The sequence below is a fragment of the Streptomyces sp. NPDC088097 genome (assembly GCF_044741845.1).
In the GTDB taxonomy this organism is placed as follows: Bacteria; Actinomycetota; Actinomycetes; order Streptomycetales; family Streptomycetaceae; genus Streptomyces.
Map to the genome: position 1 here is coordinate 639,469 of NZ_JBIUTJ010000001.1, position 23,195 is coordinate 662,663.

General features: G+C 74.4%; 9 protein-coding genes. 5 read left to right on the top strand and 4 right to left on the bottom strand.

Annotation, left to right across the window (positions count from 1 at the left end; genetic code table 11):
- Positions 1-103 precede the first annotated feature (103 nt).
- On the bottom strand, positions 104-13,759 hold the full coding sequence (locus ACIOD1_RS02830; RefSeq protein ID WP_401899781.1) for an SDR family NAD(P)-dependent oxidoreductase: 13,656 nt from the start codon (positions 13,757-13,759) through the stop codon (positions 104-106).
- A gap of 264 nt (positions 13,760-14,023) precedes the next feature.
- On the opposite strand from ACIOD1_RS02830, the gene ACIOD1_RS02835 reads away from it, so the two are divergent.
- Entirely contained in the window at positions 14,024-14,404 is a 381-nt protein-coding gene (locus tag ACIOD1_RS02835) for a DUF4440 domain-containing protein (protein ID WP_365622688.1), read from the top strand.
- Between the two features lie 233 nt (positions 14,405-14,637).
- Here ACIOD1_RS02835 and ACIOD1_RS02840 read toward each other — a convergent pair whose 3' ends face one another.
- On the bottom strand, positions 14,638-15,819 hold the full coding sequence (locus ACIOD1_RS02840) for an acyl-CoA dehydrogenase family protein (RefSeq protein WP_401899784.1): 1,182 nt from the start codon (positions 15,817-15,819) through the stop codon (positions 14,638-14,640).
- Positions 15,820-16,086: 267 nt separating this feature from the next.
- On the opposite strand from ACIOD1_RS02840, the gene ACIOD1_RS02845 reads away from it, so the two are divergent.
- The 3 genes from ACIOD1_RS02845 (at position 16,087) to ACIOD1_RS02855 (ending at position 18,133) form a co-directional block, all read left to right on the top strand.
- Complete coding sequence (locus ACIOD1_RS02845; protein WP_365622692.1) at positions 16,087-16,515, top strand: nuclear transport factor 2 family protein; 429 nt, start codon at positions 16,087-16,089, stop codon at positions 16,513-16,515.
- A gap of 110 nt (positions 16,516-16,625) precedes the next feature.
- Positions 16,626-17,444: an alpha/beta fold hydrolase gene (locus tag ACIOD1_RS02850; RefSeq protein WP_365622694.1), complete on the top strand. Its 819-nt coding sequence runs from the start codon at positions 16,626-16,628 to the stop codon at positions 17,442-17,444.
- Entirely contained in the window at positions 17,441-18,133 is a 693-nt protein-coding gene (locus ACIOD1_RS02855) for a 4'-phosphopantetheinyl transferase (RefSeq protein WP_401899787.1), read from the top strand. The genes ACIOD1_RS02850 and ACIOD1_RS02855 overlap by 4 nt, the downstream gene beginning before the upstream one ends.
- Before the next feature lie 114 nt (positions 18,134-18,247).
- Here the strand turns inward: ACIOD1_RS02855 and ACIOD1_RS02860 are convergent, their stop codons facing one another.
- Positions 18,248-18,658, bottom strand: a complete 411-nt coding sequence (locus tag ACIOD1_RS02860; protein ID WP_401899789.1) for a pyridoxamine 5'-phosphate oxidase family protein — start codon at positions 18,656-18,658, stop codon at positions 18,248-18,250.
- 479 nt (positions 18,659-19,137) lie between these two features.
- Here ACIOD1_RS02860 and ACIOD1_RS02865 point away from each other — a divergent pair, with 479 nt between their 5' ends.
- Positions 19,138-21,312, top strand: a complete 2,175-nt coding sequence (locus ACIOD1_RS02865; protein ID WP_401899791.1) for a BTAD domain-containing putative transcriptional regulator — start codon at positions 19,138-19,140, stop codon at positions 21,310-21,312.
- A 124-nt stretch (positions 21,313-21,436) separates the two neighbouring features.
- Here ACIOD1_RS02865 and ACIOD1_RS02870 read toward each other — a convergent pair whose 3' ends face one another.
- On the bottom strand, positions 21,437-23,020 hold the full coding sequence (locus tag ACIOD1_RS02870; protein ID WP_365622702.1) for an aminotransferase class III-fold pyridoxal phosphate-dependent enzyme: 1,584 nt from the start codon (positions 23,018-23,020) through the stop codon (positions 21,437-21,439).
- Between the last annotated feature and the right edge of the window lie 175 nt (positions 23,021-23,195).

The following is a 23,195-nucleotide window of genomic DNA, read 5'->3' on the forward strand; positions in this document are numbered from 1 at the left end:
TTCTTGAGGTACTCGCGCAGTTGTGCTTCGTCAGCCACGTGATTTCAGCTTTCAGGAGTGGTGGACCGGTGTCGGGGCGGCGGGCGGTGCGGGGCCGGGGCCGTCAGTCGAGGTCGTCGAGGAGGGCGAACAGTTCCTCGTCGCTGGCGGCGTCCAGGTCGGCGGTGGGGCCGTCCCCGATGTCCCCGGAGCCCTCGGTGGCCTTGAGCAGTTCCCGCAGGCGGGCCGCGATCAGATCGCGGGCCCCGGCGTCGGGGGCGGCTTGGGCGAGGGCCGCCTCCAGGGCGGTCAGACCGGTGAGTACAGGGTCGGCGCCGCCGTCGGCCGCCGGTGCGGCGGTGGCCAGCTCGTTGCCCAGCAGGGCCGCGAGGGCCGCCGGGGTCGGGTGGTCGAAGACGAGGGTGCTGGGCAGTCGCAGCCCGGTGACCCGGTTCAGGACGTTGCGCAGTTCCACGGCGGTCAGGGAGTCGAAGCCCAGTTCCTGGAAGGGCCGTTCGGCGTCGATGCCGTCCGGGTCCGGGTGGGCCAGTACGGCCGCGACCTGTGCCCGGACCAGGTCCGTCAGGACGCGTTCGCGTTCCTGCGGACCCATTCCGGCGAGCCGCTGCGCGAGGGGGACCTCCCCGGCCGCGGCGGTGGCCGTACGGCGCCTCGCCGGTCCCGCGAGGGCGCGCAGGACGGGCGGCAGTTCGGCGGCGCGGGCGCGCAGGGCGGCCGCGTCGATGCGGCTGACGGCGAGGACGGCGTCCCCGGTGCGGGGGGCCGCGTCGAAGAGGGCCATGGCGTCGGCGGTGGCCAGCGGCAGCAGCCCCACGCGGGCGAGCCGACGCAGGTCCGTGTCGTCGAGGCCGCCGGAAAGCGCGCTGGCCTCGGCCCACAGGCCCCAGGCGAGGCTGACGGCGGGCAGGCCCCGCGAGCGGCGGTGGGCGGCGAGGGCGTCCAGGAAGGTGTTCCCGGCCGCGTAGTTGGCCTGGCCGGCGGTGCCGATCAGACCCGCGACGGAGGAGTACAGGACGAAGGCCTCCAGGTCCAGGTCCCGGGTCAGCTCGTGCAGGTGCCAGGCGGCGTCGGTCTTGGGCCGCATGACCCGGTCGAGCTGTTCGGGGGTGAGTCGGGCGGCCACGCCGTCGTCGAGGACGCCGGCGGTGTGGACCACGGCGGTCAGCGGGTGGGCGGCGGGGATCGCGGCCAGGACGGCGGCGAGCGCCGCCCGGTCGGTGACGTCGCAGGCCACTGCCTCGGCGTGGGCGCCGAGCGCGGAGAGTTCCGCGGTCAGTTCGCCCGCGCCGGGGGCGGTGGGGCCACGGCGGCTGAGCAGCAGGAGCCGTCGGGCGCCGTGCTCGGTGACCAGGTGCCGGGCCAGTACGCCACCCAGCGCTCCGGTCGCGCCGGTGACGAGGACCGTGCCCCGGTCCCAGGCGGGCGCCGGCGCGTCGGGGCGGACGGCGGTGCGGGCCAGTCGGGGGACGAGGAGCCGGCCCTCACGGACGGCGACCTGGGCCTCGCCGCTCGCCACGGCCGCGGCGAGTGCGGTGTCGTCGCCGTCCGCGTCGAGGTCCACGAGGGTGATCCGGCCGGGGTTCTCGGTCTGGGCCGACCGGAGGAGACCCCACACACCGGAGTGGACGAGGTCGCCGACGCCCCCGCCTCCGACGGCGACGGCGCCGCGCGTGGTGACGACGAGGGTGCCGCGTGCGAACCGCTCGTCGGCCAGCCAGCCCTGGACGGCCTCCAGTACCCGCCCGGTGGCGGCGCGGGCGCGCTGCGGCAGGGTGTCGGCGGGCCCGTCGGCGGGCTCCAGGGGCAGCAGGAACACGTCGGGCGTCGGGTCGGCGACCGGGGTCTCCTCGCCGAGGAGTGCCCAGTCGGAGGTCGTGGGCGGGGTCGTCGCCGGGGCGGGCGGCTCCGTCCAGGCGACCGCGAACAGTCCGTCGCGGGCCGGGTTCGCGGCCTCCCGCAGGGCGTCCTTCGACAGCGGGCGCAGCAGCAGGGACTCGGCTGCGGCGACCGGGGCCCCCGCTGCGTCGGCGACGGTGAGGGCGACGGTCAGCGAGCCGTCGCCGCCGGGCTCGCCCAGGGCGAGGCGGACCCGCAGGCGGGTGGCGCCCGTGGCGTACAGGCTGACGCCCGACCAGGAGAACGGCAGCCAGGGGGTGCCGCCGTCACGGTCGGCTACGCCGGGCAGCAGCGGGTGCAGCGCGGCGTCGAGCAGGGCCGGGTGGATGCCGAACGCGGCGGCGCGGGCGCGGAGTTCCTCGCCGAGGGCGACCTCCGCGTACAGCGCGTCGGCGGTCCGCCAGACGCGGCGCAGGCCTTGGAAGTCGGGGCCGTAGCCGTAGCCCCGGTCGGCGAGCCGCTCGTAGGCCCCGTCCAGGTCGATCTCGGCGGCGCCCGGCGGCGGCCAGGCGGTGAGGCCCTCGGGTTCGGCGGGGCCGGTGACCAGGAGGCCCTCGGCGTTGGAGGTCCAGGGCAGTTCGGGACCGGCCCCCTCGGCGCGGGAGTGGATGCCGACCGGGCGGGCGCCGTCGGCGTCGGCCTCGCCGACGACCACCTGGAGTTGGACGGCGCCCCGTGCGGGGAGCACGAGCGGGGCGGAGATCGTCAGGTCCTCGATCCGGTCCGCACCGACGGGCTCTCCTGCGCGCAGGGCCAGTTCGAGGAGGGCGGTGGCCGGCAGCAGCACGGTTCCGTGGACGGCGTGGCCGGCCAGCCAGGGCTGGGTGCGCGGGGAGACCCGGCCGGTGAGGAGGTAGGCGTCGCGGTCGGCGAGCCGGACGGCCGCCCCCAGGAGCGGGTGCGCGGCGTCGGTGAGGCCCAGGCCCGCCGCGTCGGCCGCGGCGGCGTCGGCCTCCAGCCAGTAGCGGTCGTGCTGGAAGGCGTACGTGGGCAGGTCCACCAGGCGGGCGCCGGGCAGGACGGCGGACCAGTCGGTGTCCGTGGCGCGCAGCCGGACGGCGGTCACGGCGGCGGCGACGGTGTCGGCCTCGGAGCGGCCGGCCCGCAGCAGCGGGACGATCAGCCCGGGTTCGGTCGCGAGGCAGTCCTGCGCCATGGCGGTCAGGACGCCGTCCGGGCCGAACTCGACGTACTCGGTGACGCCGGCCGCCTCCAGCCGGCGGACCCCGTCGTGGAAGCGGACGGCCGCGCGGATGTGGTCGGTCCAGTAGTCGGGCGAGGTCAGCTGTGCGGTGGTGGCGAGGTCTCCGGTGACGTTGGAGACGACGGGGATGCGGGGCGGGTGGTAGGTGAGTTCGGCGGCGACGGCGCGGAACTCGTCGAGGACCTCCTCCATGTGCGGGGAGTGGAAGGCGTGGCTGACGGGCAGCCGCTTCGTCTTGCGGCCTTGCTGCCGGAAGATCCCGGAGATCTCGTCGACGAGCTCGGCGTCTCCCGAGACGACGGTGGAGCGGGGGCCGTTGACGCCGGCGACGGAAACCCGCGCCGCGTCGTAGTCGGCGAGGACGGAGCGCACCTCGTCCTCACCGGCCTGGAGCGCGGCCATCGCGCCGCCCTCGCGGGCGGCCTGCATCAGCCGGCCGCGTTCGGCGACGAGGACGCAGGCGTCGGTGAGGTCGAGCACGCCCGCCAGGTGGGCGGCGGTGACCTCGCCGATGGAGTGACCGAGGAGGTAGTCGGGCGTGATTCCGTGGTGTTCGGCGAGGCGGAACAGGGCCACCTCGACGGCGAACAGGGCGGCCTGGGTGAAGGCCGTCTGGTCGATGAGGGCGGAGTCCGCGGAGCCCGCGGGGGCGAACAGCACCTCCTTGAGGGGGCGGACGAGTTCGGAGTCGAGGCGGGCGCAGACCTCGTCCAGCGCGCGGGCGAAGACGGGCGAGGAGGCGTACAGCTCGCGGCCCATGCCGAGGCGCTGGCTGCCCTGTCCGGTGAACAGGAACGCGGTCCGTCCGCGCTGCCCGGACCCGGCGCGCACCACCCCGGGCGCGTTCTCGCCCCGGGCGAGGACCGCGAGGCCGTCGAGCAGGCCGGTGCGTCCGGTGCCGACGACGGCGGCCCGTACGTCCATGCGGGCGCGGCCGGTGGCGAGGGTGAGGGCGATGTCGCGGACGTCGACCTCGGGGTGCCCGGCGGCGTGCGCGGCGAGGGCGGCGGCCTGGCGGCGCAGGCCGTTCTCGTCCCGGGCCGACAGCGTCCAGGCGAGGACCTCGCCGGTGGGGGTCTCGGCCGTGGGGGTCTCGTCGGTGGAGGTCTCGGCGGTGGGACCGGCCGCTCCCCCGACGGGCGCGATCTCGGCCTCGGGGGATTCCTCCAGGATGACGTGGGCGTTGGTGCCGCTGATGCCGAAGGAGGAGACGCCGGCGCGGCGGGCGGGGCCGGTGCGGGGCCAGTCCCGGTGTTCGGTGAGGAGTTCCACGGCGCCGGACTCCCAGTCGATGTAGTCCGACGGGCGTTCGGCGTGCAGGGTGCGCGGGAGGGCGCCGTGGCGCATCGCCTGGACCATCTTGATGATCCCGCCGACGCCGGCGGCGGCCTGCGCGTGCCCGATGTTGGACTTGAGGGAGCCGAGCAACAGCGGCCGGTCCTCGGGCCGCTCCCGGCCGTAGGTGGCGAGGAGGGCCTGGGCCTCGATGGGGTCACCGAGGCTGGTGCCGGTGCCGTGCGCCTCGACGGCGTCGACCTCGGAGGCGGAGAGGCCCGCGTTGGCGAGGGCCTGGCGGATGACCCGCTCCTGCGCCGGCCCGTTGGGGGCGGTCAGGCCGTTGGAGGCGCCGTCCTGGTTGACGGCGGAGCCGCGTACGACGGCCAGGACGCGGTGGCCGTTGCGGCGGGCGTCCGAGAGCCGCTCCACGAGGAGCAGGCCGACTCCCTCCGCCCAGCCGGTGCCGCCCGCGTCCGCCGAGAAGGAGCGGCAGCGCCCGTCCTCGGACAGGCCGCGCTGGCGGGAGAACTCCACGAAGGTGTTGGGGCCCGACATGACGGTGACGCCGCCCGCGAGGGCGAGGTCGCACTCGCCCTGGCGCAGGGCGTTCGCGGCGAGGTGGAGGGCGACCAGGGAGGAGGAGCAGGCGGTGTCGACGGTGACGGCCGGGCCCTCCAGGCCGAAGGTGTAGGCCAGGCGGCCGGAGACGACGCTGGACAGGTTGCCCGCCAGCAGGAAGCCCTCGAACTGTTCGGGGCTCTTCGCGAGCCGCGAGGCGTAGTCGTCGTACATGGCGCCGGCGAACACTCCGGTGCTGGTGCCGCGGAGCACGGCCGGGTCGAGGCCGGCGCTCTCGAAGGTCTCCCAGGCCGTCTCCAGCAGCAGCCGCTGCTGCGGGTCGGTCGCGGTGGCCTCACGGGGCGACATCCCGAAGAACGCCGGGTCGAAGCGGTCGGCGTCGTGCAGGAAGCCGCCGTGGCGGGTGTACGAGGTGCCGATGTGCTCGGGGTCGGGGTCGTAGAGGGAGTCCAGGTCCCAGCCCCGGTTCGCGGGGAACTCGGTGATGGCGTCGGTGCCTTCGGCGACGAGCCGCCACAGGTCCTCGGGCGAGGAGACCCCACCGGGGAAGCGGCAGGCCATGCCGACGATGGCGATGGGCTCGTCGGAGGCGCCGGCGGGCCGGCGGCGGGCGACGGGGGCGGACGCGGCGGGCTCGGCGGCCCGGGCGGTCCGCTCGTACAGGTGGGCGGCGAGCGCGGTGGGCGAGGGGTAGTCGAAGACGGTGGTGGCGGACAGGCGCAGGCCGGTGGCGGAGTTGAGCCGGTTGCGCAGCTCGACGCCGGAGAGCGAGTCGAAGCCGAGCTCGTTGAAGGACTTGTCCGGATCGACGCGGTGGGTGTCGGTGTGGCCGAGGACGGCGCTCACGACGGAGCGCACGAGCTCGCGCACGGCCGCTTCCCGGTCCTCCGCGGGCAGGGCGGCGAGTTGTCCCGCCCAGCCGGAGCCGTCGGCCCCGGCGCCGGCCGCGGCGCGGGCGGTGCGTCGGGAACGGACCAGGCCGCGCAGCAGCGCGGGTTGGGTGCCGCCGGCGGCCCGTAGGCGGGCCGGTTCGAGCCGGGCGGGCACGGCGAGGGCGGCGCCCTCGGCGAGGGCCGTGTCGAAGAGGGCCAGGCCCGCCTCGGGGGTGAGGGGGGCGACGCCGGCGCGCGCCCAGCGGGCGAGGTCGCCGTCGCCGAGCTGGGCGCCCATGCCGTGGGTGGCGTCCCACAGGCCCCAGGCCAGGGACGTGGCGGCCAGGCCCCGGGCGCGGCGGTGCGCGGCGAGGGCGTCGAGATAGGTGTTGGCGGCGGCGTAGTTGGCCTGTCCGGCGGTGCCGGTGATGCCGGAGACGGAGGAGAAGAGCACGAAGGCGGCCAGGTCCAGGGCCCGGGTCTGGTCGTGGAGGTGCCAGGCGGCGTCGACCTTGGGGCGCAGTACGGCGGCCAGCCTTTCGGCCGTGAGCTGTTCGACGGTGGCGTCGTCGAGGACTCCGGCGGTGTGAATGACGGCCGTGAGGGGGTGGGCCGGGTCGATGCCGGCCAGCAGGGCCGCCACGTCGTCGGGGTCGGCGGCGTCGGCGGCCACGAGGGTCACCTCGGCTCCCAGGGAGAGGAGTTCGGCGGCCAGGGCGTCGGCTCCGGGGGTGGCCGGGCCGCGGCGGCTGGTCAGGAGGAGGTGGCGGGCTCCGTACGCGGTGACGAGGTGGCGGGCGAAGAGCGCGCCGAGGCCGCCGGTGCCCCCGGTGATCAGGACGGTGCCCCGGGGGTCGAGCGCCGGGGCGGTGGCGGCCCGGTCGGAGGCGGTGTTCTCACCGGGGGCGGGGGGCCGTTCCCGGGTCAGGCGCGGTACGTGCAGCGCGGCGCCGCGCACCGCGATCTGGGGCTCGCCCGTGGCGAGGGCGGCGGACAGCAGCGCTTCGGCGGCGGGGGTGCCGTCGAGGTCGACCAGGCCGACGCGGTCGGGGTGTTCGCTCTGTACCGACCGGATCAACCCCCAGACGGGGGCGCCGGACAGACCGGTGACGTCCTCGCCGGGGGTGACGGCGACGGCCCGGGTGGTGGCGAACACCAGGCGCGGGGCGGCGTTCTCGTCGGCCAGCCACTGCCGGGTGATGTCGAGGGCGTCGGCGGCGGCCCGGTGGGCGGCGCCCGGGGTGTGCGGGGTTTCCTCGGGGACCCGGATGACGAGCACGTCGGGGTCGGCGCCGGCGGTGGTGAGGGCCTGCACGGTGGGCCAGGCGACGTGGAAGAGGGAGTCGGTGCGTCCGGCGGCGTCCGGGGCGACCCGGTCCCTGGCGACGGGCAGCAGCGTGAGCGAGTCGACGGTGGCGACGGGGGCGCCGGTCGGGTCGGCGAGTTCGAGGCGGACGGTATCGCCGCCCGCGCCGGTCTCGGTCAGGGTCAGGCGCAGGGCGGTGGCCCCCGCCGCGTGTACGGCGGCGCCGCTCCAGGCGAACGGCAGCCGGATCGTGTTCTCCTCGCCGGGCCGGGCCGCGTTCAGCACCAGCGGGTGCAGGGCCGCGTCCAGCAGGGCCGGGTGGACGCCGAAGCGGGCGGCTTCACCGTGCCGGGCCTCGGGCAGGGTCACCTCGGCGTAGGTGCGGCCCCGGGTGCCCCGCCAGAGCGCGGTGAGGCCCTGGAAGGCGGGGCCGTAGGTGTAGCCGAGGTCCGCGAGGCGCTCGTAGACCCCGTCGAGGGGCAGCGGCGTGGCGTCGGCCGGCGGCCAGGGCGCGCCGTCCGCGGCCGGTACGGCGGCGGGCGCGGTGTCGAGGGCGCCGGAGGCGTGCCGGGTCCAGGGCTCGGGCTCGTCGGTGTCGCCCGCGTCGGGGCGGGAGTGGATGGTGAAGGACCGCAGGCCGGTCGCGTCGGTGGGGGCGACGGCGACCTGGATGCGTACGGAACGCTGTCCGGTGAGCACCAGCGGCGCCTCCAGGGTGAGGTCGGTGACGCGGGGCGCGTCGGCCTGGTCGCCCGCCGCGACGGCGAGTTCGAGGAAGGCCGTCGCGGGGACGAGGACGGTCCCGTCGATGGCGTGGTCGGCGAGCCAGGGGTGTCCGGCGAGGGAGAGCCGGCCGGACAGCAGCAGTTCCTCGCGGTCGGCGAGGTCGACGCTGGTGGCGAGCAGCGGGTGCCCGGCCGGGTCGAGGCCGAGGCTGCGGGCGTCCGTACGGGCCTCGGGGAGCAGCCAGTAGTGCTCGCGCCGGAAGGCGTACGTCGGCAGCTCCGCCGGCGCCCCGCCCGGGTGCAGGGAGCCGAGGTCGAGGGGGGCGCCGAGGGTGTGGGCGCGGGCCAGGCCGGCGGCGAGCGCGCCGTCCTCGGGGCGGCCGGCGCGCTGGAGGGCGACGGCGGTGGCGGAGCCGGTGGTGAGGGAGCCCGCGGCCAGGGCGGTCAGTACGGCGTCGGGGCCCAGTTCGAGCAGGACGGTGGCGCCCTCGGTCTCCTCCAGGGTGCGGACGGCGTCGAGGAAGCGCACGGCCTCGCGGATCTGGGTGACCCAGTAGGCGGCCGTGGCCAGTTCCTCCCCGGCGCGCCCGCCGGTGACGGTGGAGACGAACGGGATGCGCGGGGGGTGGTAGTCGAGGGACTCGGCGACCTCGCGGAACTCCGCCAGGATCCCGTCCATGTGGGGGGAGTGGAAGGCGTGGCTGACCTGGAGCACGCGCGTCTTGCGTCCGCGCTCGCGCCACGGTGCGGCGACCTCCTCGGCGGCGTCGGCGTCGCCCGAGACGACCACGGCGGAGGGGCCGTTGACGGCGGCGAGGGCCACCCGGTCCTCCCGGCCGGCGAGGGTCTCGGCGATCTCCTCGGCGGTGGCCTGGACGGCGATCATCGCGCCGCCGGCGCGGGCGGACTGCATCAGCCGGCCGCGGGCGGCGACCAGTCGGGCGGCGTCGGCGAGGGACAGCACGCCGACGGCGTGGGCGGCGGCCAGCTCGCCTATGGAGTGGCCCGCCACCACGTCCGGGGTGAGGCCGTGGTGCTCCAGGAGCCGGTACAGGGCGACTTCGAGGGCGAAGAGGGCGGGCTGCGTGTAGCGGGTCTCGTGCAGGAGCGCGGCGTCGGCGGAGCCCTCCGCGGCGAACATGACCTCGCGCAGCGGCCGGTCCAGGAAGGCGTCGAGGGCGGCGGTCGTCTCGTCGAGGGCCGCCGCGAAGACGGGTCGGGTCGCGTACAGCTCTCGGCCCATCCCGGCGCGCTGGGCGCCCTGGCCGGTGAAGAGGAACGCGGTGCGTCCGGCGCGGGCGGAGCTGCCGGTGACGACCTGCGGGGAGTCCGCGCCGGCGGCGAGGGCCGCGAGGGCGGTGGTGAGTCCTTCCAGGTCGGTACCGGTGACGACGGCGCGGTGGTCCCAGGTGGTGCGGGTGGAGCCGAGGGCGTGGCCGATGTCGACGGCGCGGGCCGCGACGCCGTCCTGCGGCGGGGAGGCGAGGTGGTCGCGCAGCCGGGCCGCCTGGGCGCGCAGCGCGTCCTCACCGCGGGCGGACAGCGCCCACAGGTGGTGCCGGTCGGGGTGTACGTCGTCCCGCGGCGCGGCGGGGGCCGCCCGGTCCTGGGGCGCGGCCTCCAGGATGACGTGGGCGTTGGTGCCGCTGATGCCGAAGGAGGAGACGGCGGCGCGGCGCGGGCGGCCGGTGGCGGGCCACGGGCGGGCGGCGGCGAGGAGTTCGACCTCGCCGGCGCTCCAGTCGACGTGCGGGGTCGGATCGCCGGCGTGCAGGCTGCGCGGGAGCACCCCGTGCCGGATCGCCTGGACCATCTTGATGACCCCGCCGACGCCGGCGGCGGCTTGGGCGTGACCGATGTTGGACTTCAGGGAGCCCAGGTAGACCGGGTCGCGGTCGCCGCGCCCGGTGCCGTAGGTGGCGAGGACCGCCTCGGCCTCGATGGGATCGCCGAGGCGGGTGCCGGTGCCGTGGGCCTCGACGGCGTCGACGTCGGCGGCGATCAGTCCGGCGTCGCCGAGGGCCTGGCGGATGACGCGCTGCTGGGAGGGGCCGTTGGGGGCGGTCAGGCCGTTGGAGGCGCCGTCCTGGTTGACGGCGGAGCCGCGCAGCACGGCCAGGACGCGGTGGCCGTTGCGGCGGGCGTCCGAGAGCCGCTCGACGACGAGCAGGCCGACGCCCTCGGCCCAGGAGGTGCCGTCCGCGTCGGCGGAGAAGGACTTGCTGCGGCCGTCGGGCGCGAGGCCGCGCTGACGGGAGAACTCCACGAACATGCCCGGGGAGGACATGACCGTGGCGCCGCCCGCCAGGGCGAGGGTGGTCTCGCCGGTGCGCAGCGAACGGATGGCCAGGTGCAGGGCGACCAGGGAGGAGGAGCAGGCCGTGTCGACGGTGACGGCGGGGCCGAGCAGCCCGAGCTGGTAGGCGATCCGGCCCGACATGACGCTGCTGGTGCTGCCCGTGAGGAGGTGGCCCTCCACGCTCCGCGGGGCCTCGTGCAGGCGGGGGCCGTAGTCGAGGGCGGTGGCGCCGACGAACACGCCGGTGCGGGTGCCGCCCAGGTCCCGCGGGTCGATGCCGGCCCGCTCGACGGCCTCCCAGGCCGTCTCCAGCAGCAGTCGCTGCTGCGGGTCCATGGCGAGGGCCTCGCGCGGCGAGATGCCGAAGAACTCGGCGTCGAAGAGGGCCGCGTCGTGCAGGAACCCGCCGGAGCGTACGGAGCTCTTGCCCGAGCGCTCCGGGTCCCGGTCGTAGAGGTCCTCGCCCCAGCCCCGGTCGGTGGGGAAGTCGGAGATGGCGTCGGCGCCCTCGGCGACGAGCTTCCACAGTTCCTCGGGCGAGGAGACCCCGCCCGGGTAGCGGCAGGCCATGCCGACGATGGCGATGGGGTCGTCGTCGTCCCGGCCGGGGTCGGTGGAGGCGTCGGCGCCCGCAGTGTCCTCTGCGGTGCCCGACAGGGCGGCGTCGAGGTGGGCGGTGAGGGCGGCGGGCGTGGGGTGGTCGAAGAGCAGCCCGGTGGCCAGGCGCAGGCCGGTGGCCTCGGCGAGGCGGTCGCGCAGCTCCACCGACATCAGGGAGTCGAAGCCCAGGTCCTTGAAGGAGGCGCGGCCATCGACGCGTTGACCCGGCGCGTATTCCAGGACGGCGGCCACGTGCCCGGTGACCAGCGCGTCCACGCCGGCTGCGGCGCCGATCCCGGTCGGCCCGGCGGCGCGCGCGGTGTTCCCGGCGGCCGGTGCCGGTCGGGGCGCGGGACGGCCGCCGACCCAGTGCCGCTCGCGCTGGAAGGCGTACGTGGGCAGCGGGACGGGACGCGTACGGCCGTCGGCGGGCCCGGGGTACAGGGCCGTCCAGTCCACGCCCGCGCCGCGGGTGTGCAGGGCGGCCACCGCCGCCACGAGGCTGCGGACCTCGCCGCGGCCCTTGCGCAGGGCGGGGACGGCGCCGCCCCCGACGAGGGCGGACAGGACGCCGTCGGGGCCGATCTCCAGGAGGTGGGTGACGCCCTCGGCGGCCAGGACGTCGACGGCGTCCGCGAACCGGACCGCGCCGCGGACCTGGTCGGCCCAGTAGTCGGGCGTGCGCAGGTCGTCGCCGGTGGCGAGCGCGCCGGTCAGCGTGGAGACCACCGGGATGCGGGGCGCGCGGTACGTCAGCTCGGCCGCGACGGAGCGGAAGGCCTCCACCATGGGTTCCATGCGCGGCGAGTGGAAGGCGTGGCTGACGGTGAGCCGTCGCGTCCTGTGCCCGCGCGCCGCCAGTTCGTCGGCGAGGGTGAGCACGGCTTCCTCGTCGCCGGAGATCACCACGGCGAGGGGGCCGTTGACGGCGGCGATCGACACCCGGTCCCCGTGGGCCGCGAGCAGTTCGGCGACCTCGACCTCGTCGGCCCCCACGGCGACCATCGCGCCGCCCTGCGGCAGTTCCTGCATCAGCCGGGCTCGGGCGGCCACCAGCCGCGCCGCGTCCGGCAGCGTGAGCACGCCCGCGACGTGGGCGGCGGACAGTTCGCCGATCGAGTGGCCGGCGACGAAGTCGGGGGTGACGCCCCAGGACTCGACCAGGCGGAAAAGGGCCACCTCGACGGCGAACAGGGCGGGTTGGGTGAAGCCGGTCAGGTCCAGTCCCTCGCCGGAGGCGATCACCTCGCCGATCGGACGCTCCAACAGCGGGTCGATCTCGGCGGCGACCTCGTCGAAGGCGGCGGCGAACACCGGAAAGGCGGAGTGCAGTTCGCGGCCCATGCCGGCGCGCTGGGCACCCTGACCGGTGAACAGGAATCCGGTCCGGCCTCCTTGGACCTCGCCGGTGACGACACCCGGGGCGGGGTCGCCGGCGGCGAGCGCGGCGAGTCCGGCCAGGAGGTCCTCCCGTCCGTCGCCGACGACGACGGCGCGGTGCTCGAAGGCGGTCCGGGTGGCCGGCAGCGCCCGGGCGACCTGCGCCGCGGTGTGCCCGGCGCCCGGGCCGCCCTCGCTCAGGTGGGCGTGGAGGGCGGCGGCCTGGCCGCGCAGCGCGGCCTCGCCCCGGGCGCTGAGCGGCCATGCGTACGCGCCGGGCCCCGCGGCTTCCCCGCCCGGCTCCTGCGGCGAAGGCCCTTCGACGGCGCGCGCCTCGGCGGGGGCCTCCGTGAGGACCACGTGCGCGTTGGTGCCGCCCATGCCGAAGGAGGACACGCCGGCGGTCAGGGGCCGCTCGGGGTGCGGCCAGGGGACGAGCGCGCCGGGCACCGAGAGGCCCAGCTCGGCCAGCGGGATGTCCGGGTTGGGGGTCTCGAAGTTCAGGCTCGCCGGGATCTGCCGGCGGCTGAGGCTGAGCAGCACCTTGAGCAGGCCGGTCATGCCGGCCGCGCCCTCCAGGTGCCCGACGTTGGTCTTCGCGGAACCCACGAGCAGCGGGTCGTCCGCCGCCCGGCCCGCGCCGAGCACCGCGCCGAGCGCGGCGGCCTCGATCGGGTCCCCGACCGGCGTGCCGGTGCCGTGCAGTTCGACGTACTGCACTTCGGCGGGGCCGATGCCGGCCTTCTCGTACGCCTCGCGCAGCACCAGTCGCTGGGCCTCGCCGCTGGGCACGGTCAGCCCCGGGGTGGCGCCGTCGTTGTTGACCGCGCTCCCCCGGATGACCCCGTACACCCGGTCCCCGTCGGCGAGGGCCCGGTCGAGGGGCTTGAGGACGACGACCCCGCCGCCCTCGCCGCGCACGAAGCCGTTGGCGCGGGCGTCGAAGGTGTAGGCGGTGCCGTCCGGCGAGAGTCCGCCGAAGCGCTCCTCGGTGACGGCGCTCTCCGCGAGGATGTTGAGGTTGACGCCGGCGGCCAGCGCCGTGTCGGACTCGCCGCTGCGCAGCGACTCGCAGGCGAGGTGGACGGCGACCAGCGAGGAGGACTGCGCGGTGTCGACGGTGAGGCTGGGGCCGCGCAGGCCGAGGTGGTAGGAGACCCGGTTGGCGATGACGCCCCGGTTCACCCCGGTCATGGTGTGCTGGGTGATGGCCTGTTCGCCGAGCTGGTTGACCAGGCTCGCGTAGTCGTCGCGCAGGGAACCGACGAACACGGCGGTACGGGAGTCACGCAGTCGGGCGGGCACGATCCCGGCGTCCTCCAGGGCCTCCCAGGCCAGTTCGAGGACGAGCCGCTGCTGCGGGTCCATCGCCTGCGCCTCGCGCGGAGACACTCCGAAGAAGGCGGCGTCGAAGTCGCCGAGCCCCTCCAGGAACCCGCCCCGGCGCGTCCCGGGGCGGTCGGGCGCCGCGACGCCGGCCCAGCGGTCGGCGGGCGCGTCGGTGATCGCGTCCGTACCCGTGCTCAGCAGGTCCCAGAACGCGTCCGGACCGGGCGCCTGGGGCAGCCGGGCGGCGATGCCGACGACGGCTATGGGCTTGTTCTCGCGAGGGAGGTTCATCGCGCTCGGCTGCCTTTCCTGACGCTTTCGAATGGCCCGGGGAATACCCCGACCCATTCACCCTAGGCGGGGCCGTCCAACCCCCTCTCAACCCCTGGTCACCCCTCGGTAACGGAAATTGAATGGCTCGGAGTGGGGGCCTGTTACCGGCGGATGAGCCCGAAGTGGGGAGCCCCTGCATACGCTCGCGGCACACTGCGCTCACGGTTCAGAAGTCTTGAATTCCCCCGGCCCCGCGCCCGATGAAAGTAGGAGCAGCCTCGCATGTCGAATCTCACCAGCGATGTCGAAAAGCACACCGCACTCTACGAAGCCGCCTTCAATTCGGGTGACGCCGACGCGGTGAACGCCATGTACACCGATGAGGCCGTCGCCGTCTGGGAGCCGGGCAAGCCGCTCTCGGGAGAGGAGCGGAAGAACGCCGTCAAGGAATTCCTTGCCGCCAAGCCGAAGATGCGGGCCAAGCCGCGCCAGACGTACGTCGCCGGTGACACGGCCCTGCTGATCGTCGACTGGTCCATCGCCACGGTCGACGAGAACGGCGTCCCGGAGCTGCTGACCGGCGTCGGCGTCGACGTGCTCCTTCAGGGCGAGGACGGCAACTGGCGCTACGCGATCGACGACCCCTACGGCGAGCAGGAGTAGTCCCGCCTCCCCCACCCGGGGACCCAGCCGGCCGCGTGCCGGGTGCGCCGCCTTCCGCACCCGGCACGCGGCTTCCCCACGTCCGGGGCCGGCTCGGCCGCCGGGAGGCCGGCGCCCCCGGCCGAGAACCCCCGGGCTCCCGGGCTCCCGGGCTCGCGGTACGGGCGGAACGCGGACACGGCTGTGCGGGGACGGTGGCCCGCCCCCGCACAGCCGTGGGGTTTCCGGTCGGTCTAGATGTACTCGGTGTCCGGCTCCAGTCCCAGCAGGACCCGGCCGTACGCCTCGAAGCCGCCGAGCTGCGCCAGCAGCCCGTGCAGCGACAGGCCGAGGATGTCGCGGTGGACCCGCTGGAACGCGCCGGACTTCACGATGACCGAGGCCCCGCTCACCGCGTGCAGGGTCTCCACGGCCTCCTTCGCCAGCTGGACGGCGTAGGCGATCCGCCCGCGCGTCTCGACCCGCTCCTCGGTGCTCAGGCGCTCTCCGGCGTCGGCCGCCTCCTGGATCCGGCGCGTGTACAGGGCGGCCAGCCCCTCCGCCGCCGCGATCTTGTTGGCGGCCGCGGCGACCTGGAACTGGACGTACGGGTGCTCCCGCGTCTCGGTCCAGTGCGAGTAGGCGATGCCCTTGCCGGGGGCCTTCTCCAGGAACAGTTCCAGGGCGGCCCGCGCCATGCCCACGTAAGCGGCCACCGACAGCGCCATCACGTACAGGGTCAGCCCGTACTCCCGGCCGCTCTGCGCGCCCGCGTTGGAGCGTCCGGCGACCTCGCCCTCCAGGACCTCGAACCCGTCGACGACCCGGTGGGCCGGCACGAAGTGGTCGGTCAGCGAGGTGGTGGAGCTGCCGGTGCCGGCCGCGGCCGAGACGTCCCAGTCGTCGGCGATGGTCATCGCCGAGGCGGGGACCACCGCGTACACCTCTTCGTGTTCGTCGTCGTCGCGCTCGACGAGGGCGGCGAGGATGTTCCAGTCGGCGCCCCGGATGCCGGTGTTGAAGCGCCAGCTGCCGTTCAGGACGAAGCCGCCCTCCACACGCGTGGCCCTGCCGGTGGGGGTGAAGCCACCCGAGACCCGCAGGGAGCCACCGGCGTAGATCTCCTCCTGGGCCTGGTCGGGGTACTGCGATATCAGCCAGGCGCTGGAGACCCACGCGTTGGCGACCCAGCCGGTCGAGCCGCAGCCGCGGGCGATCTCGGCGACGATGTCGAACTGGTCGGAGAGCGGCAGGTCGAGGCCGCCGAAGGCGCGCGGCACGGCCGTGCGGAACACGCCGGCCTTGTCGAGCAGTTGGATGTTCTCTTCGGGGAGCCAGCCCCGCTCCTCGGCCTCGCGCCCGTTCTCGCGCAGTCGCGCGGCGATGCCCCGCACCGCTCCCAGGACGGCGGAAGCCTCGGTACCGGTCGACGTCATCATGTCTCCTCTACGGCAGTGGCAGAACGGGAAACTCATTGCCGGGAAAGATCGCCCGGATTCGTTTCCCGATGCGACTTTACCGGCGATGTTTTCTCCCGCCCAGAATTCCGTCCACCGATCGCTCATTCCCGGCCCTCCAGATCCGGATGACCGGCGGATTACCTGCTGATGGGCCGGAGGTTCAGGCCGATTCGGTACGGTCCTCAGGAATCCGTGTCCGGAGTGTTCAGCCCGCCACAGCCAAGAAAGCGAGTCTTCATCTCCATGAGCAGCATTCCTGGAATCACCGTCGACTTCGATATCGACAACCCCGACCTGACCGGCGACACCGACACCCAGAACGAGATCTTCCTCCAGCTCTTCAATTCTGGTGACGGCGCCCTCTTCGACCTCCTCTACCGCGACGAGGCCATCTCGAACTTCTCGGGGACCCCGTTGACCGGCGAGGCCCGCCTGGCCTTCTTCAAGGAGTTCCTCGCCCCGAAGCCGCTCCTCAAGGCCGAGGTGACGCACTCGTACGTGGCCGGCGACGTGGCCCTGATCGGCGTGAGGTTCAGCGTCGACAGCACGGGCCCCGACGGCGAGCCCGTGCGGATCGCGGGGTCCTGCACGGACGTCCTCCGCAAGGGCGCCGACGGCCGCTGGCTGATGGCCGTCGACCGCCCCGTCGCGGGCACGCTCCTGCCGGAGTGAGGACCCGGCTCCGGTCCGGTCGGTTACCGCACGACCGGCCGGACCGGCGCCGACCCCAGGACCCCCAGACCCCCCGCGACCCGATGGAACGGAAGGAAGGAGGCGCAGCCATGGACAGGGAAAGGGACCGCGCCCAGAGCGGCACCGGAACCGGTGCCCCGCACCGGGGCACCACCCCCGAGCCCGACACCACCTGGCTCCGCCGCTTCGGCCCCGCCCCGGCCGACCGGCCCGTCCTCGTGTGCCTCCCCCACGCGGGTGGCGCCGCCAGCGCCTACCTCCCCCTCTCCCGGGCCCTCGCGGGCGGCCTCGACGTGCTGGCCGTGCAGTACCCCGGCCGCCAGGACCGCCGCCGGGAGCAGCCCTTCACCGCCCTCACCGACCTGGCCGACGCGGTGGCCCGGGCCGTCGCCCCGCTCACCGGCCGCCCGTACGCCGTGTTCGGCCACAGCATGGGCGCGGTCGTCGGGTACGAGACCGTCCGCCGGCTCGCGGCCCTCGGCCTACCGCTGCCGCGGCGGCTGTACGTGTCCGGCCGCGGCGCACCCACCCCCGTGCCCGCCGTCCACGACCGACTCGTGACCGACGCGCAGGTGTTGGCCGCCGTGGCCATGCTGGGCGGCACCGGTCGGGCCGTCCTCGACGACCCCGAGATGCTGGAGATGCTGCTGCCCACGCTGCGTGCCGACTACCGCGCGCTGGGCTCGTACGGCTGGAGCGGCGGCGATCCGCTGCCCGTCCCCGTGACCGCCCTGATCGGTGACAGCGACCCGGTCGTCACGGTGGCCGAGGCCGCCGGGTGGCGCGCGCAGACCCGGGCGGACTTCTCCCTCCAGGTTCTGCCCGGCGGCCACTTCTACCTCCACGAGCAGCTCCCGCGCGTCGCCGGCGTCATCACGGACGGCCTCGCCGCCCGGGTGAAGGCGTGATCGGTGCGGTCCTGCGCGCCCCGGCCGTCACCGCCGACGCGTTCGCCGACGCGCCCGAACCCTCCGGCGCGGCCCCGCTCTTCCCCGCGGAGGCCGCGCTGGTCGCGGGCGCGGTCGCGGCGCGTCGCGCCGAGTTCACGGGCGTACGGGCCTGCGCCCGCGCGGCCCTGGACCGGCTCGGTGTGGCTCCCGCCCCCCTGCTGCCCGGCCCGGGCGGCGCCCCCGTCTGGCCGGACGGCATCGTGGGCAGCCTGACGCACTGCCGCGGCTACCGGGGCGCCGCCGTCGCCCGCGCCGGCGAGCTGCGGACGATCGGCTGCGACGCCGAACCGGACGAACCCCTGCCGCGCCCGGGGATGTTGGACATGATCGCCCTCCCGGTGGAGCGCGCCCAGCTGCGCGCGCTACGGCTGCGCGATCCGTCGATCTGCTGGGACCGGCTGCTCTTCAGCGCCAAGGAGAGCGTGTACAAGGCGTGGTACCCGCTGACCGGGCGCTGGCTGGACTTCGAGGAGGCCGCCGTCACGCTGGATCCGAAGACCCGTACCTTCCGGGCGGAACTCCTCGTGCCGGGCCCCGAGGTGGACGGACGCGCGCTCACCGGGTTCGACGGCCGCTGGGCGGCCGGCCGGGGCCTGTTGCTGACGGCCGTGGCGGTTCCCGCGGCAGCGGTTCTCCCCGCCGGATGACGACGGGGCGCGTCGGCGCGGGGGTGCCCCTCGGCACCTCGCCCGCGCCCACGCGCCCCGTCGGGCCCCAGGTCGTCCGGTCCGTCCGGTCCGGTCCGCCCCGTCCCGTTCGTGTCAGCGCCGACCCTCCTCCGTCCAGATGCGGCTGCTGAGGTCCGTCCCGCGCAGCACCTGGACCCGCCACGGATCGATGCGGATCAGCTGGTAGCCGGGGTCCGTCACACCACCGCTCCAGAAGTTGCGGGGGTTGTAGCCCACGCCGGCCGGGCTGCCCTTGCGGTAGAGGTCCCAGGCGTACTGCTTGGTCTCCATGTCGTCGATCCAGGTGGACGTACTGTCGATGAACACCGCGTTCTGGCGGGGGTTCCAGTACGAGTACGTCGTGGCCGGATTGTTGGCCAGGTGGGCCGCCTTCACCGGCGTCTTGTACGCCGCGAGCCAGCCGACGGGCCGGCCGTCGACGGTCTCCCAGATCGGCAGGAGCACCCGTGCCCGCGGCCGGTTCTTCTTGTCCACCGTGATCATCGTGCAATAGACGATGTCACGAATGTATTCGTAGAATTTGTCCTCGACCTCTGAGAACTTTTCCACGCGCGCAGCCACGGCGACTCCAATCCGCTTTCATATTTCACAGCGGACTCCGAATATGCAACGCCCGCGTGTAGCCAGCATGCACGCCCGTGAACCCTGCGGGAAGAAGGCACTTCAAAGTGACCGAGTCACCGCCGGGGTACCGCGCCTGGCCGAGGCAGGCTCACTCTCCACCCCCGGTGACCTCGGCAGACCGCTCACGGGCAGGCCAGGGCACCCGTGCGGTCCGGGCTTCAAGAATTCTTCAAGATACGCGTGGTGGGATGACGGCTGAAAACCATTCAGGCTGGAGACACCAGCAACATGAAAAGCTGACGAATCATCGTCCATATCTGGCCGGACCCGGTCCGGGGGTGGCAGGATCCATCTCCTGCACCCAGGAGGGAACAATGCGTTTTCGTTTACTTGGTCCTTTGGAAGCACTGGCCGGTGACACCACCGTTTCCCTGGGCGGGGCGAAGCAACGCGCCACGCTCGGATACCTACTCCTGCATGCCAACCGAGTCGTCGCCACGAGCCAACTCCTGCGGGCTCTCTGGGACGTGGAGGACAGTCCCCCGACCGCACGGAAGATCCTCCAGAACGCCGTCTGGGGGCTGAGGAACGTCATCTCGGCGGCCCCACCGGATACGACGCCCCCCACCGCCCTGCTCACCCAGGCCCCCGGCTACATCCTGCGGGTCGACCCGGAACTAGTGGACCTGTCCGTGTTCCAACAGCGGGCCACCCAGGGCCGGGCCGAGCTGGCGGCCGACGCCCCGGAGAAGGCCGCCGCCCTGCTGCGCGAGGGGCTGGCCCTCTGGCGCGGACGCGTGTTGTGCGACCTCTCCGAAACGGGCATCTCCTGGCCCGAGTTGGACTCCGCGAACAAGGTGCGCCTCGGCGCGATGGAGGACCTGTTCGACGCAGAACTGACCTGTGGGAGACATCACTCCGTCCTGGGCGAGATCGAACTCCTCTTCGCGGCCGAGCCGTTGCGCGAACGCACGGCCGGCCAGCTCATGCTCGCGCTGTACCGGTGCGGCCGGCAGGCCGACGCGCTCAGCGTCTACGACCGGGTCCGCTCGGACCTCGTCGAGAACCTCGGGCTGGAGCCCGGGCGCGGCCTGCAGATGCTCCAGCGCGCCATCCTGACCCACGACCTCGCGCTGACTCCGGGCGACGAGCCGGTGCTGTACGGGACCCGCCCGGCCGCCCGGCCGTCGGTGCGCCTCGTCGAGGCGCCGGCGCCGGCCTCCGCCCCCCTTGCCACCCCCGCCGGCGCTCCCGTCGAGCCCCCGCACGCGACCCCCGACCCGGCCCTCGCCGCGGCGGGCCCGTCGGCCCCCTCGGCGCGGGCGGCGAACCCTCCGGGCGAGGTGGCCCGCCGGCTGACCGTGAGCACCCTGCTGGTCGGCACCCAGGGCGGCGGCGACCTCGTCGCCCCGCTCCCGGAGGAGTTGGAGGACCTGGACGACACCCTGGACCGGCTGGCCTCGCTGATCCGGCTGGAGGTCGAGGCGTTCGGGGGCCGGGTCCTGGCCACCATCGGGTCGACCACCCTGGCCCTGTTCGGCGTGGACGATTCCGCCCCGGCCAACGACGCCGAACAGGCCGTACGCGCCGGCGTCGCGATCCGCGACCTGCTCGCGGCCGAGCGCGGGGTGTACGTACGGGCCGCGGTCACCACCGGGAGCGCCCTCGTACGGCTGCGTCCCGACGCCCCGGGCTCGCTGCCCCACGTCTCGGGAACCCTGCTGGACGAGGGTCAGGTGCTGCTGTCCCAGGTACCGGACGGGGAGGTGTGGATCAACGGCGCGGCGCGGATCGCGACCGCGCACATCGTGGCCTGCCAACCGGCCTCGGACCTCTGGGACTCCTGGCGGGTCGGGGACGTCTGCGACCAGGGCGGCTGCCCCCAGACGGACCGGATTCTCGAACTGGGCATCTTGGGCGGCCTGTTGGATTGGACCCGGCACCGCTCGGTGCCCCACCTCGTCACCGTGCTCGGCGAGGCGGGGGTGGGCCGCACCCACCTGCTGATGGAGTTCACCCGCAGCATCTCCGAACAGTTCCCGCAGTCCACGCGGATCGTGGTCGCCCGCGCCGCCGGCGCGGCCGGCCCGCTGGACCTGCCCGCCGAGATCCTGGCCCGGTGCTGCCGCGTCAAGGCGTCCGACTCGGCGACGGCGGCTCGGGAGAAGCTCGCCACGCTGGTCCGGACCCTGCCGATCGACCCGGCGCACCAGGCGCGCCTGCGCGAGGGGCTACTGCCGCTCCTCCCGCAGTCCGGGACCCGTACGCCCGGCGCCGAACCCGAACTTCTCAGGTACTGGGGCGAGTTCCTGGTCGCCCTGGCCGGCATCGTCCCCCTGGTGGTGGCCATAGACGACCTCCACCAGGCGCATCCGCTGTTGCTCGACCGCATCGAGCGGCTCGCGGACTCGGCCGGGGAGGCTCCCCTGCTGCTGGTGGTGACGGCCCGCACGGAGCTGTTGGAGCAACGGGTGGACTGGGGCGGCGGCAAGCGGCGCGTCTCGACCATCACCCTGTTGCCGCCGGTCGAGGCTCCGGCCTCCGAACGCGTGCCGAACGCGTGCCCGGCCTAGCGGGCACCCGCAGCGCGGCGGCGCCCTCCTGCGCGTGTACCGAGCCGGCCCCCGGGGAACTCCCCGGGGGCCGGCGTCGGGTGGGGGCGCCCCGATCGCTCCCGCTCCGGCGGGGCGCCCCGGCTCACCACCGTGTCAGGCCCTCTCCGTCGTCGGCCCGGAAGAGCGCGCCGACGGCACGCAGCGCCGCCTCCAACCGGTCGATCTCGGCGTCCGAGACGAACAGGGAGGGCTCGAACCGCAGGGTGTTCACCGCGCTGGCGGTGGGGAACGTACGGATGCGGTGCTCGCGCAGCAGGTAGCCGGCCACGGTGTAGCCCAGCAACGGGGCCGCCTCGCGGATGGCCTCTGAGGTGGACCCGGCCTGGTCGTGGAACTCCAGTCCGAGGATCAGGCCGCGCCCGCGGACGTCCTTGACGACGTCCGGGTAGTCCGCGCGGACGGCTTCCAGGGCGCCGCGCAGCCGTTCGCCGCGCTCGGCGGCGATCCGGTAGGCCGCTCCGCCGTCTGCCTCCAGGAGGTCCAGGACCTTCTGCGAGATGTGGCAGGAAAAGGCGTCCTTCGCGAATGTCGAACTGTGTACCAGCTCGAACTCCGACCGGTAGCGCGACTGCTTGGTCAGCATGACGGACGTTTTGGCGATTCCGCCGCCGAGGCTCTTCGCCAGCGTGTAGTAATCGCCGGTGAGGCCGATCTGGGAACTCGCCAGGAATGCGCCGGTGCGGCCCATTCCGCTCTGCACCTCGTCGATGACGATCGGGCAGTCGACTTCGGCGGTCACCTGCTGGATCGCGCGGGCGAAATCCTCGTCCACCTCGCGAATTCCGCCCTCGCCCTGGATGGGCTCCAGCACGAAGGCGCAGAAGACGGGAGCGTTGCGGCGGACCGCGTCCACGCGGCCGTCGACCAGGACCAGGTCCAGGACGTCGACCCGCTCCTCCTCCACCACGGCCTTCAGGACGTCGGCCCGGCCGAAGGGGATGAACCGCGCCTGCGCCGCGAGGGTGGAGAAGGGGGTGCGGTAGCCCTCGTTGTGCGTCAGCTGCACGCTTCCGACCAGCTTCCCGTGGAAGCCGCCCTCCAGCGTGAGGAACACCGGCGGCCGGCTGGTCCGCTCCTCGTTGAGCCGGGTGACCTCGGCGGCCAGTTCCTCGAAGCCCGCTTCCCCGCGATCGGCCCCGGGCACGGCCAGTCCCACCAGGGCGTAGGCCGCGGGAGAGACGGCCGTACCCCCGGCCACGGCCGCCCGGGCCTCCGCCAGGTGCTCGGCCAGCTCGGTGCGCAGCTGTGCCAGGCGCAGTCCCCGGTCCAGCTCGGCGTGCTTGACGGCCGCCTCGACGGCCTCGGCCCCGCTGTTCGCGAAGATCGCCGAGTACGGTTCCGGCGAGCCGGTCTCCCGCTGCACGATGCGGTTCAGCGTGTTCGCGACCTCGTTGGCGTACGGGTGGCGGGAGAACTGCGCGTGCACGGCCACCTGACGGGCGATGAGCTCCCGCGCGAGGGCCGATATCTCCGGGTGGTTGTGTCCCAGGAGGACCGATCCGTAGCCGCCCGCGAAATCGACGACCGGGACCTCCTCCCCCGCCGCGTCCGTGTAGAAGAGGGTATTCCCCTCGGCGCGCACGTACTCGACGTCGAGTCCGACCGATGACAGCCATCCCAGAAGAAATGGCTCCGCGAGCTGAAGCTCGGCAGGGGTGGTATTCATGGCGGTCACCCTAACCACCTCCGCGCAACGGGTCGGAAATCCCTGGGAACCGTGCGGTAATCGAATGCCCTTCCCGGGCCCGCAGAGCGGGCGGTTACCGGCCGGTGCCCGCCGATTGAGAAGACCGTTAGTGCCGTCTGGATATTTTTTGTTCCGGTAAATTACCGGAAGGGCG